The sequence below is a fragment of the Collinsella aerofaciens genome, assembly GCF_015553355.1.
Taxonomy (GTDB): domain Bacteria; phylum Actinomycetota; class Coriobacteriia; order Coriobacteriales; family Coriobacteriaceae; genus Collinsella; species Collinsella aerofaciens_V.
Genome location: NZ_JADNGN010000039.1, coordinates 1 through 17,335, shown reverse-complemented (window position 1 = coordinate 17,335; position 17,335 = coordinate 1). Strand labels below are relative to the sequence as shown.

General features: G+C 58.1%; 16 protein-coding genes and 1 tRNA gene. 10 read left to right on the top strand and 7 right to left on the bottom strand.

The features are described 5' to 3' along the window. Nucleotides 1–205 precede the first annotated feature (205 nt). The 3 genes from I2D57_RS08745 to I2D57_RS08735 all read left to right on the top strand — a co-directional run bounded on the left by I2D57_RS08745 (nt 206) and on the right by I2D57_RS08735 (nt 2,689). A complete protein-coding gene (locus tag I2D57_RS08745; RefSeq protein WP_195362196.1) occupies nt 206–565 on the top strand; it encodes a type II toxin-antitoxin system RelB/DinJ family antitoxin in 360 nt (119 codons plus the stop codon). Next, on the top strand, nt 562–1,083 hold the full coding sequence (locus I2D57_RS08740) for a PIN domain-containing protein (protein ID WP_195362195.1): 522 nt from the start codon (nt 562–564) through the stop codon (nt 1,081–1,083). The genes I2D57_RS08745 and I2D57_RS08740 overlap by 4 nt, the downstream gene beginning before the upstream one ends. A 148-nt stretch (nt 1,084–1,231) precedes the next feature. Continuing rightward, nucleotides 1,232–2,689: an aminoacyl-histidine dipeptidase gene (locus tag I2D57_RS08735; RefSeq protein ID WP_195362194.1), complete on the top strand. Its 1,458-nt coding sequence runs from the start codon at nt 1,232–1,234 to the stop codon at nt 2,687–2,689. Nucleotides 2,690–2,814: 125 nt separating this feature from the next. On the opposite strand, the gene I2D57_RS08730 is transcribed toward I2D57_RS08735, so the two are convergent. The 4 genes from I2D57_RS08730 to I2D57_RS08715 all read right to left on the bottom strand — a co-directional run bounded on the left by I2D57_RS08730 (nt 2,815) and on the right by I2D57_RS08715 (nt 6,684). Further along, nucleotides 2,815–4,119 carry a type II toxin-antitoxin system HipA family toxin gene (locus I2D57_RS08730; protein ID WP_195362193.1) on the bottom strand — a complete coding sequence of 435 codons (1,305 nt, stop codon included), beginning with the start codon at nt 4,117–4,119 and terminating at the stop codon, nt 2,815–2,817. Then, the gene (locus I2D57_RS08725) at nt 4,120–4,551 is read right to left on the bottom strand and encodes a helix-turn-helix domain-containing protein (protein WP_195362192.1); all 432 of its coding nucleotides are present in this window, start codon (nt 4,549–4,551) and stop codon (nt 4,120–4,122) included. Between the two features lie 143 nt (nt 4,552–4,694). Then, nucleotides 4,695–5,987, bottom strand: a complete 1,293-nt coding sequence (locus tag I2D57_RS08720) for an ATP-binding protein (protein WP_195362191.1) — start codon at nt 5,985–5,987, stop codon at nt 4,695–4,697. A gap of 112 nt (nt 5,988–6,099) precedes the next feature. Beyond that, nucleotides 6,100–6,684 (bottom strand): manganese efflux pump MntP, encoded by a 585-nt coding sequence (locus I2D57_RS08715; protein ID WP_195362190.1) that lies wholly within the window; start codon nt 6,682–6,684, stop codon nt 6,100–6,102. Between the two features lie 374 nt (nt 6,685–7,058). Here I2D57_RS08715 and disA point away from each other — a divergent pair, with 374 nt between their 5' ends. From disA to I2D57_RS08685, 6 genes are all read left to right on the top strand, one after another. Continuing rightward, on the top strand, nt 7,059–8,099 hold the full coding sequence (gene disA, locus I2D57_RS08710; protein WP_373455094.1) for a DNA integrity scanning diadenylate cyclase DisA: 1,041 nt from the start codon (nt 7,059–7,061) through the stop codon (nt 8,097–8,099). Next, nucleotides 8,099–8,827, top strand: coding sequence for a 2-C-methyl-D-erythritol 4-phosphate cytidylyltransferase (gene ispD / locus I2D57_RS08705; RefSeq protein WP_022093924.1), 729 nt, complete (start codon nt 8,099–8,101; stop codon nt 8,825–8,827). The genes disA and ispD overlap by 1 nt, the downstream gene beginning before the upstream one ends. Continuing rightward, nucleotides 8,817–9,311: a 2-C-methyl-D-erythritol 2,4-cyclodiphosphate synthase gene (gene ispF / locus I2D57_RS08700; protein WP_117820780.1), complete on the top strand. Its 495-nt coding sequence runs from the start codon at nt 8,817–8,819 to the stop codon at nt 9,309–9,311. The genes ispD and ispF overlap by 11 nt, the downstream gene beginning before the upstream one ends. Before the next feature lie 3 nt (nt 9,312–9,314). After that, nucleotides 9,315–10,781, top strand: coding sequence for a cysteine--tRNA ligase (gene cysS, locus I2D57_RS08695; protein ID WP_195362189.1), 1,467 nt, complete (start codon nt 9,315–9,317; stop codon nt 10,779–10,781). 123 nt (nt 10,782–10,904) lie between these two features. Beyond that, nucleotides 10,905–11,828 (top strand): 23S rRNA (guanosine(2251)-2'-O)-methyltransferase RlmB, encoded by a 924-nt coding sequence (rlmB, locus tag I2D57_RS08690; RefSeq protein ID WP_195362188.1) that lies wholly within the window; start codon nt 10,905–10,907, stop codon nt 11,826–11,828. A 3-nt stretch (nt 11,829–11,831) separates the two neighbouring features. Continuing rightward, the gene (locus tag I2D57_RS08685; RefSeq protein WP_195362187.1) at nt 11,832–12,509 is read left to right on the top strand and encodes an NYN domain-containing protein; all 678 of its coding nucleotides are present in this window, start codon (nt 11,832–11,834) and stop codon (nt 12,507–12,509) included. Between the two features lie 27 nt (nt 12,510–12,536). Here I2D57_RS08685 and I2D57_RS08680 read toward each other — a convergent pair whose 3' ends face one another. Further along, the gene (locus I2D57_RS08680) at nt 12,537–13,877 is read right to left on the bottom strand and encodes a DNA-binding protein (RefSeq protein ID WP_195362186.1); all 1,341 of its coding nucleotides are present in this window, start codon (nt 13,875–13,877) and stop codon (nt 12,537–12,539) included. Nucleotides 13,878–14,101: 224 nt separating this feature from the next. Between I2D57_RS08680 and I2D57_RS08675 the strand changes: the two genes are divergently transcribed. Continuing rightward, nucleotides 14,102–14,176: transfer RNA gene (locus I2D57_RS08675), tRNA-Thr, on the top strand. A 532-nt stretch (nt 14,177–14,708) separates the two neighbouring features. Here I2D57_RS08675 and I2D57_RS08670 read toward each other — a convergent pair. Both I2D57_RS08670 and I2D57_RS08665 read right to left on the bottom strand, forming a co-directional pair. Next, complete coding sequence (locus I2D57_RS08670) at nt 14,709–16,109, bottom strand: PTS transporter subunit EIIC (protein WP_195362185.1); 1,401 nt, start codon at nt 16,107–16,109, stop codon at nt 14,709–14,711. 9 nt (nt 16,110–16,118) lie between these two features. Next, nucleotides 16,119–17,264 (bottom strand): glycoside hydrolase family 1 protein, encoded by a 1,146-nt coding sequence (locus I2D57_RS08665; protein ID WP_229055717.1) that lies wholly within the window; start codon nt 17,262–17,264, stop codon nt 16,119–16,121. Nucleotides 17,265–17,335: the final 71 nt, after the last annotated feature.

The following is a 17,335-nucleotide window of genomic DNA, read 5'->3' as shown; positions in this document are numbered from 1 at the left end:
AGATTCGACAAGGGGCGACCATTGTGCAATCGCAAGAAGATGACGGGGCGGAATGTCAATCCTGGTCTAACAGAGCCTATTTTATTGCTAATCCCACAACGGCAAAACCGGTCAAACGAACGCTTCAGTACTGAGGCATCTGGCTATCTGACAAATTGCTATACTAAATCCAAGAGATTTGTATAGCAAACAGGGAGGCAGGGTTATGGCGACGACGTTGCTCGACAGGCATTCCGCCCAGATGAACGTGCGCATGGATCGTCAGCTCAAGGAGGCGGGAGATGCGGTGCTCGCAAGCCTCGGCATGACGCCGTCGCAGGCTGTTCGGGCGCTTTGGGAATATCTGGTCGTCAACGGATGCATGCCCTCTAAATCGGGGGCTGCGCTTTCGAGTTCTGACATGGCGGTAGCTGCGTCAATGGAATCGAGGGCTGTGCAGGGCAGCCACATCGTGCGCGATGCATGCCTCAGATACGGCATCCCCATCCCTGAGTTCTCGGGCGACTACGATGACCTCTATGAGGAGGCCATGGCCGATCGCTATCCCGAGTGGGTGGAACTATGAGCACGGAAGGCGTCCTCAAGCTGTTAATCGATACCAAGGTATGGATGGATTATTTTTCTGGTAGGTCTGACCGTACGGCAAACGTCGTCCATCTGATCGAGATTGCCGACGCTTCGGAGCTGATTGTCCTGTTTGCCTCGTCGCTTTCGGTCAAAGATGTCTCGTATCTTGTCTCGGCGGCAATCAAGAGAGAGTGCCGAAGGAAGAATGGCTCGCTGAGCGATAGCGCCATTGCGGCGGCGGACGAAACGGTCTGGGCATGCGTTCGGCAGATGCGCGAGCTCGCCCTTATCGCGCCGGTGGGAGCAGACGAGGTGTTCGATTCCTTTGTGTTCAGACATCATCACAATGACTTTGAGGATGACCTGATGCTGGGCGTTGCCAATCGCATCGACGTCGATTACGTCGTGACGGAGGACAAAAATCTCATTAAACATACCAATGGCGTATGCATAAACGTTGATCAAGCGTTGAGGTTGGTTGAAGGGTCAAACGTCCCTTCGGCGCGGCCCGTCTAACCTGCTTTATCTTAATAAAGTGGCATTTCCCCGCCGTTAGCCGATGGTGCGAGAGCGCTCGGCGTTTTCGACTGGTTTATGCACGTAAAGTCTGGGAATATACAAGTCGCAAGCCTTACTGTCAAACCAGTTGCGCCAAGGAGGCACCATGGACTACAAGATCACTGGCTACGAGCCCGCCCAGCTGTTCCATTTCTTTGAGGAGATCAGCGCGATCCCCCGTGGGTCTGGCAACGAGAAGGGCATCAGCGATTTCCTGGTCGCGTTTGCCAAGGAGCGTGGCCTCGACGTGTATCAGGACGAGGTCTACAACGTCATCATTCGCAAGCCCGCTTCTGCCGGCGCCGAGAATGCCCCGACCGTCATGCTGCAGGGCCACATCGACATGGTGTGCGACAAGCTGGGCTCCGTCGAGCACGACTTTACGACCGATGGTATCGACCTGGTCGTCAAGGACGGCGTCCTCACCGCTAACGGCACCACCCTGGGCGCCGACAACGGCATTGCCGTCGCTCTGATGCTCACTGTTCTCGATGACGATTCGATCGTTCACCCCGCTCTCGAGTGCGTGTTCACCACCGATGAGGAGACCGGCCTGGTTGGCGCCGAGACGCTCGACAAGTCCCAGATCAGCGCCCGCACCATGATCAACCTCGATTCCGAGGAGGAGGGCGTTGCCACCGTCAGCTGTGCCGGCGGCGTCGTCGTTACCTACACCTGCCCCATCGCGCGCGAGCGCAAGACCGGCAGTGCCCTTACGCTCGAGATCTCTGGCCTGCTGGGTGGTCACTCCGGCGCCGACATCAACCTGGAGCGCGGCAACGGCAACCTCATCATGGCCCGCATCATCGATCGCCTGATGGCTGCCGGCGAGCCCGCCATCGTTGGCTTTAACGGCGGCACTAAGGACAATGCCATCAACCGTGAGTGCAAGGCTGTTCTGATCTACGCCGACCACGCTGCCGCCGAGGCCGCGGCCCAGATCGCCCGTGGCATCATCGCCGACGTCACCGCCGAGCTCGAGGTCTTCGACCCCGGCTTTGCCTGTATCGTCGAGATTGCCGACGACGCCGAGGCCGAGGCCATGGACGAGAAGTCCGCGCTTGCCCTCATCCGCGCCCTGCGTCTTGCCCCTAACGGCGTGATTCGCCGCAACGTCGCCACCGACGGCTCCGTCGAGGTTTCCTCCAACATCGGCGTGGTTGCCACTTCTGACGACCAGGTCAAGATCATGCTGTCCCCGCGCTCTTCGATCACCTCGCTGCAGAACGAGTTCAAGGACCGTCTGCAGACGCTGGCCGATGTCCTGGGCTTCGACGCTAAGTTCGAGTTCGAGTATCCCGGCTGGAGCTATGCCGAGCATTCGCCGGTCCGCGACGTCTTTGTCGAGAGCTATCGCGAGCTCTTTGGCTCCGAGCTGCGTATCGAGTCCATCCACGCCGGCCTTGAGTGCGGCCTGTTCGCCGAGGCCCTGCACGGCCTGGACGCCATCGCCGTGGGTCCGACGCTCTCCGATGTTCACACCCCGGACGAGAGCATGGAGCTCGCTTCTGCCGAGCGCTTCTACGAGCTGCTTATCGACGTCCTCAAGCGCCTCGCTGCGTAAAGGTCGCACGAGCAGCAGCCCGAGCCATGTGCTAGCGGATTGTAAATGACATTACAAGAGGGGCATCCGAGCTTTTGCGACGGGTGCCCCCTCTCTTCTTTTAAGAAATGTGAATTGATTGGCGCCTAGCCCATATCCGCCCTGATGAGGTCGAGGGTGCGCTGGCAGTTTTCGCGGACGGGGCCGAGCATATGCTCGCGCAGGTCCGCCATGCCGGGCAAGTCGGCGTATTCGTCCATAATCTCTTCTATGCAAATGGGCACCTCGTAGGCGAGGTCCATCATGGTCACAAAGCAAAACTTCTCGGATAGCCCGGCATCGGTGAGCGCCGCCTCCAGCGCGGGGTTGCCCATACCGTGGTATCGGCGGATAGCGCCTGGACCGATGCGCCCCACACGATTTTCGCCGCCAACGCTCATGGCAAGGCGCGCCCGGCGGCGCATACGCTCATACGCCAACCCCGACGCGACATCGTACATGGGTGCGAGTGCCGCGTTTGTGCCTTTGCCTAGGATGAGCGAGTAGTTTTTAGCGTGTGCGTCAGGCGCTCCGATAATGGCGTTATAGAACAACATATAGGTAAATAGCACAAGATTCATGTGGTGGGGTACTGTGTTAATTAGTCGTTCCTGGATGTCTCGTGCAGTTGGTCCTCCGTCGGCGGTATATTTCTGGCTTGGCAATACACCGAGCGCCTGGCACAAGTCCTCCTGATGCAGCCTTTCGATATTTCCGCTGCTATTGACCATTCTGTCGTACCGTTCAACGACGAGCGCGGCTTCGTCTTCAAATGTGCAATAGGAGACGTTGGCAGTTGGAATGCCAACACGCCGAGCCGTTTTCATGCAGACGAATTCGTTTAAGGCCTGATGTTTGAACCCAACGACACCATTTTTGAAGATATGGGTAGTGGGGGATGACCCTAGACATTCACACCATTGGCCATCATGCCAAGCTAGTGCAAATTTGCCTTGGTTGCCGCCCAGGGACCAGCTTTCGTTGGAGCCCATCCATGTCTCTCTTTCGTCATCGCGAATTGCTTTGAGCTTGTGAGCGATTTGAGAATTGGTAAGCGGGCGGTATGCCGAGATCCTGCCGCGGGCGGCATCTAATTGATCGGTTCGACAAAACTGAACGGCCCCCGCGCAGTCAAGACCGATATGGCACAAGAGGGCGACGGGGTTGTTGGATGCAACGTCATGCTCGGCGGCAATAGCGCGGCGCTGCTCTTGACTGTCGGGCAAAAGGCCAAAAAGGAACGGGCGGACGATGTTATGGCCATATGTGCGATTGGAAAGCGGCATTGTTAGCGATAGCGGTGCTCCGCGATAGGTTGGGGCGTATACAAAGCTGCAGAGTCCATGCTCGTCTTGCCGGAGAGTGCCTGCGATTTCGCCACAAATGAGGGTCGCAAGCTCCATCTCTGCCATTTATTTCACAACCTTACAGCCAAAGGAGAGATCTGAAGTGCCGGCAAGGCCTTGCTCGGCTACGATTTGGGCCAGCAAGGCACCATAGGAAGATGGCGTTCCTTGTCGAGCAGGTCGTCTGCCTACGCTTGGCTTTGGCAGGGCATTCGAGTTCGCGATAGGGAGGTTCGCTATCGTCGTCGGATGTTCGGAGGGCGATGTGATGGAGTCGTTATCGCTTTGCGCAAAGAGACCTATGCCGAGTGCGTTAAAGACAGTCAGCAACTTGTCGAGCCGAATACCCGTGGCGTCGCCCAGCTCGAGCGATGCGAGCAGGCGCTCCGAAACACCGGCTTTTTTGGCGAGGACCGCGCGGGTAAGCCCCTGTGTCTCGCGTGCCTGGCGCACGTAGATGCCGGCTTGGCGCGGTGTTGTAATGGGAAGAGTATCCATGGCGATATCCTAACGTGCAGACTTTTGCATAGTAGTATGACATGCAAAAGTCTGCACGAAAAGGCCTCATGCAAAACTCTGCATGAGGCCTTGCACTGGCGTTGAGTTATTTGGGATCGAGTAAAACACTCGGCCCCGTTTTTTTAAGCCCCAAACGCTCGAATGGGAACAACGTATACGCCGTCAGGGCGTTTATATGCGATTTCTCCCATTCCCGTGAGGACGGCAAGACACGCGGGAGGCTTCGTTCGTCCCATTTTGTCGCGGAGCAATTTATCCCTCATGCGCAGCAGGCTGCGGGCGCCTTGCTCGACTTTAGCCTCGCTGAGCTTGATCTCGAATGCTCCCCATGTTCCATCCGCAAGCTCAACAACGGCATCGATTTCTAGGTCTGAATCGTCGCGGTAGTAGCGGACGGGGTGAGATCCTGCGGCATCGAGTGACGAGGCGTATACCTGCAAATCTCGCATGCAGAGGTTTTCAAATGCAAGACCGAGCGTCTGGTAGTCTTCGAGTAGGCTTTGGTTGTTAAGGCCCAGCGCTGCAACGGCTAAAGAGGGGTCTGCGAAGTAGCGTTTGGGCTTTGTCCTCATGCGATTGGGGGAGCGCGATGCCGGAACCCATCCGGGCAGCTCGTCAATCAAATAGAGCTGCACGAGGTATTCAAGATGCTGTGAGACTTCTCGCTTTTGGGCGTCCGTTGGCGCCGTGTTATTATCCAGGGCAAATACATCACGGGCGAGCGTGACGTTTGTACAGGACTGTCCAAGATTTCGTGCAAGAGACTCTGCCACGCGTGAGCTTATGAGCTCGCGCCCGCCAAGGTCGGGAACGCTCTTATTATGCACAGCATCGAGATAGCCCATGAGTACGGGCCGAATTGTGTCAGAAGTTAGTGCAAGCGCGTCGGGCCATCCGCCGCGACAAATGAGCTCGGTAAGGGAATCGATTCCCGACGCACAGGGGCATGGGGCAAACTCGCCTTTAAACAGGGCGGCTAGGCTTACCTTACCTGTTGAATCACCGCTCTCCTGAAGACTCATGGGATGCATGCTCAGCCGACCGATTCGTCCGGCTCCGCTGTGGTTCACCTTATCTTTTGCCGACGTGGAAGAGCCTGTTAAGATCCACTGGCCCTTTTCCGTGGTGTCATCGACAGCATGGCGTACGCAGTCCCAAACCTGAGGGACGCGCTGCCACTCATCAATAACGTGAGGGGTCGCGCCAACGAGTGCATACTGTGGGTCGGACTCGATGAGCAATTGGTTCGAACCGCGATCGACGTATATGGCACTATTTGCATGGGCAAGCGCGGACCAAGTCTTTCCACACCATTTAGTGCCTGAGATCTCAACGGCGCCGAACAGATTGAGATATTGATCAATTTTCCGGTCGATGAGCCGTGGGATATACGTGTCTTTCGTCATCGTTGCCATGCTGTTTACCTCGCATTTCCCTAAATACGAATAAAATCATACCCGAAAAACGAATAATACAGTCACATAAAAATGAATGAATCTTTACCCTGAAAACGAATGGCCTTGGACATTACAGCGCCAAAATCCCCAGATGCTCAAGCAAGATTTTAAGCCCGATGAGGATGAGCACGACGCCACCCACGATGGTGGCGGGTTTTTCGTAGCGCGCGCCAAAGGTGTGGCCGATCGCTACGCCGGCGACGGAGAAGATAAACGTTGTGACGCCGATAAGCGATACAGCGGGAACGATGTCGACCGAGAGCGCCGCAAACGAGATGCCTACGGCTAGGGCGTCGATTGAGGTGGCGATGGCGAGGATCAGGTACTCGCCCAGGTCGATTTTTTCGGCATCCTTGTCGTCGCCTTCGTCCTCATCCTTGTCTTCGGTAAAGGCTTCCCACAGCATTTTGCCGCCGATGAAGGCGAGCAGGATAAAGGCGATCCAATGGTCGATGGGTCCGATGATGCCTATGAATTGACTGCCGAGCGCCCATCCGATTACGGGCATGCCGGCCTGAAAGCCGCCAAAGAACAGGCCGAGTACCACGGCGACCTGAAGGTTGATCTTTTTCATGCCAAGACCCTTGCAGATGGAAACGGCAAAGGCGTCCATCGAAAGGCCAACGGCGAGCAACACGAGCTCTGCGAGTCCCATAGTCTGGCTCCCTCTCTGCGGGCGGGCCCGCGTGTACCTCTTGGGGGAGTAACAAAAAAGACCCGTGGCGTACGCGTTGCGCGCACAGCCACGAGTCTCGTTCATTAAGGCAAGCCAGGCCGCATCGGCCAGTATGTTGACTTGCCGCACCATCGGAGGCGAACCCGATCACGCGACTACTCCCTCATTTATGCGAATCCCGATGCTAGCACATAAGCAGCTCATTTGGGCTGGGGCTCTCGGCTGTGTTCGCTCATTCTGTAAGCATCGGATTTCGTGGCTGCTGCGGGGACAAACCGTGAGAAACTATTTAGCGTTTATGGAGCGTATACGATGGGAGCGATGCCTTGGATAAGAACGAGCTGCAAAAGCGTATGGAACAGGCCATCCGCCTGACGGCACCTGGCCAGCCGATCCGCACCGCCCTCGACATGATCATCGCCGGTCACCTGGGCGCCCTTATCTGCGTCGGCGACACCGAAAACGTGCTCGCTGCCGGTAATGACGGCTTCCCGCTCAACATTTCGTTTACCTCGAACCGTCTGTTCGAGCTCTCTAAGATGGACGGTGCCATCGTTATCGACGGCGACCTCACCCAGATCCTGCGCGCCAACTTCCACCTCAATCCCGATCCCTCGCTCGCCACGAGCGAGACGGGCATGCGTCACCGCACCGCCGCTCGCATGTCGGTGCTCACCGATGCCATCGTGATCTCGGTTTCGGCCCGTCGTGCCGTCGTTAACGTGTACGTTCACGGCAAGAGCTACGAGATCCAGCCCGTCACCACCATCATGAGCTCGGTCAACCAGCTCGTCGCCACGCTCCAGACTACCCGCCAGTCGCTCGATCGCTCCCTGCTGCGTCTGACGGCCCTCGAGCTTGACGACTACGTTACGCTCGCCGACATTACCGGTATTTTCTCGAGCTTCGAGATCATGCAGCAGGCAAAGACCGAGCTTAAGGATTGCATTGTCAAGCTGGGCAACCAGGGCAAGCTCGTGCAGATGCAGCTCGAGCAGCTCGCGGGCTCCAGCATGGATACCGAATACGACCTGATGATCCGTGACTACGCGAGCGATTCCTCCGAGTCAAACGCCGAGAAGATTCGCGCAGAGCTCGCTCGCATGACGCCTAAGGACCTGTCCGACCCACAGCATGTGGCGGCGGTTCTGGGTTACGACGACCTGGACGAGGACTCCGTCATGACGCCGCTGGGCCTGCGTACGCTTTCGCGCGTGTCCGTCGTGCGCGATGGCGTGGCCGAGAAAATCGTCGACGAGTACGGCTCGTTGCAGGAGCTCATGGACGACATCAGCGAGGATCCGGAGCGCCTGGGCGACTTTGGCGTCAACAACCCTGCCATTCTTGCGGACTCGCTGTACCGCATGAAGGGCACCAAACAGGGGAACGCATAATGGCGCCCGTATGCGCCGTGGTCGTTGCCGGCGGCAGCGGCCAGCGCTTTGGAAATCCCGGCGGCAAGCAGCTCGTTAACGTGGCGGGCCGTCCGCTCATGAGCTGGTCCATCCGCGCGTTCGATCGTAGCGACAAGGTCGGCCACATCGTGGTGGTGTGTCCTGCCGAGCGCCGTGCCGAGATGCGCCGCCTGGCCATCGACCCGTTTGACTATGACACGCCCATCAGTTTTGCCGATGCTGGCGATACCCGTCAGGATTCCACCCGTGCCGGCGTGCATGCGGTTCCGGCGGGTTTCGAATATGTCGCCATCCACGACGGCGCCCGTCCGCTCATTACGACCGAGGCCATCGATCATGCGATCGACGTGCTTGTGGGCGACCGCTCGCTCGACGGCGTCGTGTGCGGTCAGCCCGCGATCGACACGCTCAAGATCGTCGACGGCGATAACATCGTCGAGACGCCGCCGCGCGAGCTCTATTGGGCCGCGCAGACACCGCAGATCTTTAGCGTCGACGCCATGAAGCGCGCTCACGCCGCTGCTATCGCCGAGGGCTTTATCGGTACCGACGATTCATCGCTGGTCGAGCGCATGGGCGGGCGCGTCCGCTGTGTCCAGAGCCCGCGCGATAACCTTAAGGTGACGGTGCCCGAGGACCTGCGTCCCGTAACCGCGATTTTGCTCGGCCGCATGGCCGAGGGAGAGGACCTTCCCCATGTTCAGTAACCTGCGCATTGGCCACGGCTACGACGTCCACCGTTTGGTGGAGGGGCGTCGATGCATCATCGGCGGGGTCGACATTCCCTACGAGCGCGGCCTGCTGGGCCACTCGGATGCCGACGTGCTCGCGCACGCCTTGGCCGACGCCATTCTGGGCGCCTGCCGCGGGGGAGACATCGGCAAGCTCTTCCCCGACACCGATCCCGCCTATGAGGGCGCCGACTCGATGGTGCTGCTCGCTCGCGTGATGGACTATGCGCGCGAGCTGGGCTTTGAGTTTGTCGATGCCGACTGCACCATTGCCTGTCAGCAACCCAAGATTACCCCGCACCGCGATGCCATGCGCGCCAACCTTGCCCATGCCCTGGGCGTTGACGTCGAAAACGTGGGCATCGCCGCCACCACGACCGAAAAGCTCGGTTGGGAGGGCCAGGGCGAGGGAATCGGCGCCTGGGCCGTCTGCCTGCTACAGAAAACCGTTAAGGAGTGACGAATGCGTATCTACAACAGCGCTACCCATAAAAAGGAAGAGTTCCAGCCTATCGAGTCCGGCAAGGTCCGCATGTACGTGTGCGGCCCCACGGTCTACGACAACATCCACATCGGCAATGCCCGCACGTTCATCAGCTTTGACGTGATTCGTCGCTGGCTCATCGCGAGCGGCTACGAGGTCACGTTCGCCCAGAACCTTACCGATGTCGATGACAAGATCATCAAGCGCGCCAACGAGCAGGGCCGTGCGGCTGCCGAGGTCGCGACGGAGTTCTCGGACAAGTTCATCGGCGTCATGCGTGCCGCCAACGTGCTCGATCCCGATGTGCGCCCCCGCGCCACCAAGGAGATCGGCCCCATGATCGCCATGATCAAGACGCTTATCGAGCAGGGCCACGCTTACGCAGCCGATAACGGCGACGTGTACTTTGCCGTGCGCAGCGATTCCAACTATGGTCAGGTCTCGGGCCGCAACATCGACGACCTTATGGTGGGTGCGCGCATCGAGGAAAACGAGGACAAGAACGACCCGCTCGACTTTGCCCTGTGGAAGGCCGCCAAGCCCGGCGAGCCCAGCTGGCCGAGCCCCTGGGGCGAGGGCCGTCCCGGTTGGCACACCGAGTGCGCCGCCATGGTGCATCGCTACCTGGGCACCCCGATCGACATCCACGGCGGTGGCTCCGACCTTGCCTTCCCGCATCACGAGAACGAGTGCGCCCAGGCTACCTGCGCCTGGCACCAGGGCTTCTCCAACACCTGGATGCACACGGGCATGCTGCTGGTAGACGGCGAGAAGATGTCCAAGTCGCTCGGCAACTTCTTTACGCTGGCCGAGGTCCTCGAGCGGCACTCCGCTGCCGCCCTGCGCCTGCTGATGCTGCAGACGAGCTATCGCTCGCCGCTCGATTTTTCTTGGGAGCGTCTGGAGGGCGCCGAGAACTCGCTCACGCGTATCGCTGGTACGGTCGAGAACCTGCGCTGGGCCGCGAACCACGCGACGGCCGATGCCGATGAGGCGGCATCCGAGGCGTTTGCCGCCAAGGCCGCCGAGACTCGTGCCGCCTTTAAGGAGTGCATGGATGACGACTTTAACACCGCTGGTGCCATGGGTGCCGTTTTTGGCTTTGTGACCGAGTGCAACCAGTACCTGGAGCAGGCGGGCGACGCTGCCGACAAGGCCGCCGCGCTTGCCGCCGCCGACACGCTGGCCGAGCTGCTCGATACGTTTGGCGTTGAGCTTCCCGAGCCCAAGGTCGAGCTGCCGCTGGGTCTGCTGGGCGTTGCCGCCGGCCTGGTCGCCTACACGGGCGCCGACGTGGACGAGGCCGCTGCCAAGATTCTCGAGGCTCGCGCCGAGGCCCGTGCCGCCAAGGACTGGGATCTGGCCGACGCCATCCGCGACCAGCTCAAGGACCTGGGCCTCACCATCGAGGATACTGCCGCCGGCACCCGTATTAAGACTCTCTAGAGGCCGCACGTTTGAGTAGGGACGCTTCGGGACCGGTCCGAAAATAATGCCGAAGGTGTTATTTTCGGACCTGTCCCAGGGCGTCCCGTCCGTTTTCCGTTTAAATATCTCGAGGTTTTCCATATGGCTGACAACCGCAAACGAGGGGGGTCTCGTCCTTACAACCCCGGTAAGGCTGGCGGTCGCCGCGACCAGCGCACCGGCCGTCCGCAGCGTGATGGTCGCGACCAGCAACGCGGCCGCGCCCAGGCCGCACGTCCGCAGCGAGATCGCAACCGCGACGCTGTCCAGGCTCCCAAGGGCGAGTTTATCGAAGGTCGCCGTGCTGTCGCCGAGGCGCTGCGTACTAGTTTTCCCATCAAGTGCGCGCTCATTGCCGAGGGCGGGGAGCGCGATGCCGCCTTGTCGCGCCTGGTCGATGACCTCAATGCCGCGGGCGTCCGCATGAAGTATGTGCCGCGCGCGCAGCTCGATGCGCTGTCGAGCCATGGCGCTCACCAGGGTATTGCGCTTGAGGTTGGTAACTTCCCCTATGCCGATATTGCCGATATTCTCGACCGCGCGGGTGACGGACCGGCGCTCGTCGTCGTGCTCGACCATGTGACCGACGATGGCAACTTTGGTGCGATCGTGCGCTCCGCCGAGGTCGTGGGCGCGGCGGGCGTCATCATTGCCAATAAGCGTGCCGCCGGCGTGACCGTTGGCAGCTACAAGACTTCTGCTGGCGCCGTCATGCATCTGCCCATCGCACAGGTTCCCAATATCGCCCGTGCGCTCGATGACCTCAAGGCCGCTGGCTTTTGGGTGGGCGGTGCTTCCGAGCACGCCGAGGGCAGCTGCTGGGATGCTCCCTTCGAGGGCCGCGTGGCGCTCGTCATGGGCTCCGAGGGCGACGGCATCTCGCGCCTAGTGCTTGAGAAATGCGACTTTTTGACCAAGCTTCCCCAACGCGGCATGACCGAGAGCCTCAATGTTGCCCAGGCGACTACGGCGCTGTGCTTTGAGTGGCTGCGCCGCAATGCCGGCGAGCTCATGGGGGAGGAGTAGCGCATGTCCAAGAAGAACCGTGCCAAGTCCAAGGCCAAGCGCTTTGGCGAGGGCTCGGCCAAGCCGATTGTTTCGGCCGCGACCTATGGCGTGGGCGGCAATGCGTTTGCGCAGGCCATCGCCGACCCAGTCTCGACAGTGCACTCCAATAAGCCCGAGCTGCTGGTGGTCGACGGCTACAACGTGATTCACTGCACGCCGCGCTACGAAAAGCTCGTCTACGACCATTCCGACGATCCGTATTCCGGCGACGTCCACGATATGGCACGCACCGCGCTCATCAACGATGTTGCGGCGTTTGCCCAGGGCCGCTACGAGGCCGTGATCGTGTTCGACGGCGCGGGCAATATCTCCAACGAGCGCCCCAACCTGCCGGCCCGTGGCGTGCGTATCGAGTTTTCGCCGACGGGCGTCTCCGCCGATACTGTGGTGCAGAAGCTTTGCATCGAGGCGCGCGAGGAAGGCCGCGCGTGCTCCGTGGTGTCGAGCGACGGCACGATCCAGGCCGTCGTCATGGGCAAGGGCGTCACGCGCATCTCGAGCCGCATGCTGGTGGACGAGATCAAGCAGATCGATAACGACGTTCACGAGGCAGAGGAAGCCCCGCAGATCAAGATGACCCTGGGCAGCCGCCTGAGCCCCGATGCCCTGGCCAAGCTCAAGGCCCTGCGCGGGAGGTAGGGGAGTTGGCGGGGCAATGCTGCCTCGCTAACTCCATTCAGCGATGTCGATCATTCTTTCGAGGCGCCACGTTAGCGCCTCTTTTAGATAAGGCAGTCTCGCTGCTAGGGCATCGTTTTTAGACAGAATCTCGATTGCCTCGTCGACAAAACCTTCGAGTTTGTCCCCGTCAAACCAGTTCATATCCTCAACAAGCAACATTTGTTTCGCGGGACTTGAATGGAACTGCGCGCTGGCAAAACTGTGCTCTCCTGCCCTAAGCTCATCTAGAGATATGTTGCACCAGAGCGATGAGCCCGAATCGAAGATGGGGGCTGGTCTGCAGACTAGTGAGTTGACGTTTCGCACGAGGCCGAAGTTGCGCCAATGACGATCGTAGTTGGCGATGATGTCGTCACACACGATCATGTGGTCAAGGGCATCCTTGACGCCTGTCACCCCGAGTTCCTCGCAGTTTGCTACGTATCGCTCGTAGTCAGTTAGCCGTTCATCTGCGTTTGCGTGCTGGTTTACATAGAACGCAGGGACATACTCTTCTTCATCAGTTAAGAAGACATCGCATATGCTCAGGGCGGAAGTGCCCGTGCCCTCGAGCGAGTAAGGTACATAATCGCAGGCGTTTAGGATGCGACGGTGGAGCGCGGTCGCCACCAGCTCGTTATAAGGTTCCTGGTTCAGGTGCGCTCCTGCCTTATGCAGAATTCGACGCCCGCCCTCGCACGTCCAGTACTTTTGAAGATTGCCGTCCGAGGTGTTATCGGGCTTTGCGGCAGCCGCTTTTCCCTCTGGGGCAAAGGGCGCAATGGACAGCGAGACGTCATCAAAGGCGTTATTGAAGAAGTTAATATCCTCCCAGACGAGACCGGAATCTTGGGGTCTAATCCAATACTGGTCGGATAAGGAGAGGCCAAGATTTCGCTGTACGAGTTCATCGGGAACATCGACTGCGGCTTCTGCAAGCAGGGAGGCTAGCCCAATGCGTGCGAGCGGGATACCGCGACCGCGCCACCAGATGCGGAAGGAGTCGAGCGATACGGAGCTATTGGGGCCAAATACCCCAATAGGGGCGTGGGCGTAATCGATGTCGGCGCCGATATGGGTAAAGTCTTTTCGCGATGTGTTGTAGACCAGCTGAGCGACTTCGTGCGTGCGGTTCATGAGGGTGAACGCGATCTCGCTCTTACCGTGGCCGCGGCGGGGACGTCCTCCCGTTTTGGTCACGGAGCGGAGTCGCGTGTCGACGCTGTCTTTGTCGATGAGCCATACACCAGAAGCCTTGCGGGCATCAAGTGCTCCGTTTTTTATGAGCTCCTGCACCCTGCGCGGAGTGATGCCGAGCAGCTCGGCGGCTTCCTTGGTAGTAAGCATCACGAAACCCTTCGTCAAAACGAATAGTTTTATATATAGCAATTGTAATTAAAACTATTCGTTCTGACGAATAGTTTTGAGATTGAGGGCGAACCGACAGAAATGAACGGGCCTGGTACCTGTTGTTGCTGGTTTTTGCATATTTATATAACGCCGTGTGGCCTGTTGCGCCCCGTCCGTAATTCCTTTATTCTTAACAGGCTTCGCGCGAAAGCGCCAAGTGTGCCAGTGTGGCGCAACGGTAGCGCAACTGATTTGTAATCAGTGGGTTGCAGGTTCGATTCCTGTCACTGGCTCCATGAGAGTTTCGGGCTCTGTTCCTTGTGGGACAGGGCCCGTTTCTATTTAGGTGGTGTGCCATCGGGTTAGCGCCCATCCCGTTTTTGGTTTGTCTCGTCCTCCAGTTTGTCTAAATCTGTAACACCAAGACCGATATTTGGCATCTAACTGTTACAGATTGAGATGAAACTTAGGGTGTTTTAGGAATATCTTGATCTGTAACATGTAGAAGCGGAATAGGCCTCTTGCTGTTACAGATCGAGACAAGGGCGGGTGCGGACCTGGATGTTCTGCTCGAGCGTGGATTTCTGGACACGCGAGAGAAGAAAATCTTCCGACCGGAGAACGAGCGTGGATAATTAACTTGGATAGGGAGCTAAGGTAAACACCGATTGTCTATCGAAGGCTTTAGAAACAACGACCCCGATTTCATTGTGGAATCGGGGTCGTTTGTGCCTGAGGAATCCGAATGGATTAATCGAGCTCCTAAGGGACTTCTTGGGTTCTTGCTAATGGTCTGCCGAGGATGTCCCCAATGCAAGCAGCGGGCATCTACTCAATATAGTTGGGATTCTTCTTGATGATCACGCGTGCAGCGATGAACGAGACAACGATGGCGATGACGGCGACAACGCACGCCAGTACGAAGTTGCCCATGGATCCATCGGGAGCGATAAAGATCAGCGCAGAAAGAAGACCGGGCCATGCTCCCGCAACATACTCCTTCAGGACGAAGATGCCTGCAGGGAGTCCCGCGCAGAGGGCGCCGATTGCTGTGCCGACAAGCAGGCGGGGACGCTCGATGAGGCAGCCGTAAAATGCGGGCTCAGTTACGCCACAGAGTGCGGTGACGGCAACCGTGGTGACCATACCTCTCTTCTCCTTGTTGCCTTTCATTGCAGTTGCCAAGGCGAGACTCGTGCCGCCAATGCAGAGGTTTGAGATGAAGCCAAAGATGATGGGCGCCCAGCCGAGCTGCGCCAAGCTCGTAACTTCGATCGCGATGTAGGCCTTATCAAGACCGAGCATGACAAAATAGGGGTTAAGGGCTGCAAGGATTGGAGTAGCGATAAATGCCACGTTATCCATGAGCCACGTGGCGGCATCACTCAGCGCGTAGCCCATCATGCTGCCGGCGGGGCCGAGGATAATCAGCTCAACAGGCACGACGATGAACATGGTGAGCAGCGGCTTCAAGAACAGTTTGGTAATGTCGGGGATGATTTTCTGAAGACCGCGATCAACAAAGTACATGAACACAACGCCCAGTACGATTGGCACCACCGTGCTCGAGTAGTCATTCGTCGGGATGGGGATGCCAAGAAAGTCGAGACCCTCAGCACCGCTAATAGACGAGCTAATCATGATTGCGCCCAGCAGTGCGCCCATGATAGGCTGCATCTTCATGACGGCGGCGAGCTGATAGCCGAGGTAAACGGGCAGGAAGCTAAATGAGGCGCTGAAGATCGCCAGCAGAACCTGGGCGGTTCCGCTATCGGTGCTCAATCCACAATAATTGACCAGGAGATTCTTGATCGAAAGAATGAGTCCGCCAACGATGAGCGCCGGGACGATGGGCATGAATACCTGTGCAGAGACGTTCCCGAATTTCTCAATCAAGCCCATGGCGGTGTTACCGCTTTTAATGCCTTCTGCAAGGTCTTTGGCGGTTTGGGCATCGTCGGCAACCGTGCCACCGCCGACTTCGATTCCCGCGAAGTCGAGGAAGTCGTTGTAGGCCTCGGTGACGTTGGGGCCGATGATCACCTGAAGCTGGCCACCGCTGACTACTGCCCCGAGCGCCTGGTCAGCCGATTTGGCGAGCTGGAGATCGATGATCGAGGTGTCTCGTGCGTCGATGCGAAGGCGCGTCGCACAATGAGTTACCGATGTAATGTTCTCTTTGCCGCCAACAGCCTTTAGGACTGTTTCGGACATTGCCTGATATTTCATCTCTTTCTCCTAACCTTCCTGCTCCTGATACTTCGAGATAAGGTCTCGGTACCAATACCAGCTCTTTTTGGGGGTGCGCTCCAGATTGTTCTCGAAGTCGATATGGACAAGTCCGTATCGTTTTTCGTAGCCGTTGATCCAGCTATACAGATCCATCGTCGACCAGAGGTAGTAGCCCTCAACGCGCGCGCCGTCGCGCTTAGCCCTCATCATGTGCTCGATGAACTGGCCCAGAAGCTCGATGCGGTCATCATCGTGGATTATTCCGTCTGCGTCTGGTTGCTCATAGGCGCCATGTCCGTTTTCCGTAATAAAGATGCGGGGCGCGTCATAGCGCTCGTGGACATCCATGATGGTTGAATACATGCAACTTGGGAGTATTTCGCGGCCCCATTTATTGCGGGGAACATTGCTGTCGCGGGCGCTTTCAAACAAGGGCGCAATGCATTTTCCTTCGACCTTTTTGCTCGAACCGCCCTTATTGTTCGCCGAAACGGCAAGCTCTCCACCGTGCCAGTCGGTTACATACTCTCGGCAATACACGTTGAGTCCAATAAAATCGACTTTACCGTCTCTGAATTCTTCTACGTCATTTGGGGATCGATAGAGCGAGACGCCAAGTTTTTCAAGGATTTCGTCCATTTCTGGCGGCAGTTGACCCTGAAGTGCTGGTGCCAGAATCATGCGATTGGCGAAAAAGTCTGCGTATCGAAATACGTCATCGGGGTGCTCGGTTGCCGGGTCGAGTTCGACAACGCCGCCATCGTGGACGGCGCCGATGATGCCGTCGTAGCCCATTTGACGATATGCTCGGACTGCGAGTGCGCTTGCGCGCATCAGGTTGTACTGAAACTGCATGTACGACTGAACGTCGAGCGATCGATTGGGGGGATAGTTGCCCAACATGTTTACGCAGTAGCTGTAGAAATGCGGCTCGTTAACGGTAGCCCAGATTTTGACGCGGTCTCCAAAGCGCTCAAAGCAAATCTTGGCGTATTTGCAGAACCACTCTGCCATATCGTTGTTCAGCCATCCGCCTTTGCAAGCAAGCGTGAATGGCAGATCGTAATGGAACAGCGTAACGTTGGGCTCTATGCCATTTTCGAGGCAGCAATCAATGACCCGATTATAAAAATCGATACCCTTTTCATTCAAGACTTTAGTCTGCTGGCCGCGCAGCGGCCAGCTTTAAACCACCCGCTACGCGGGTGGAGACAAACGGCTTT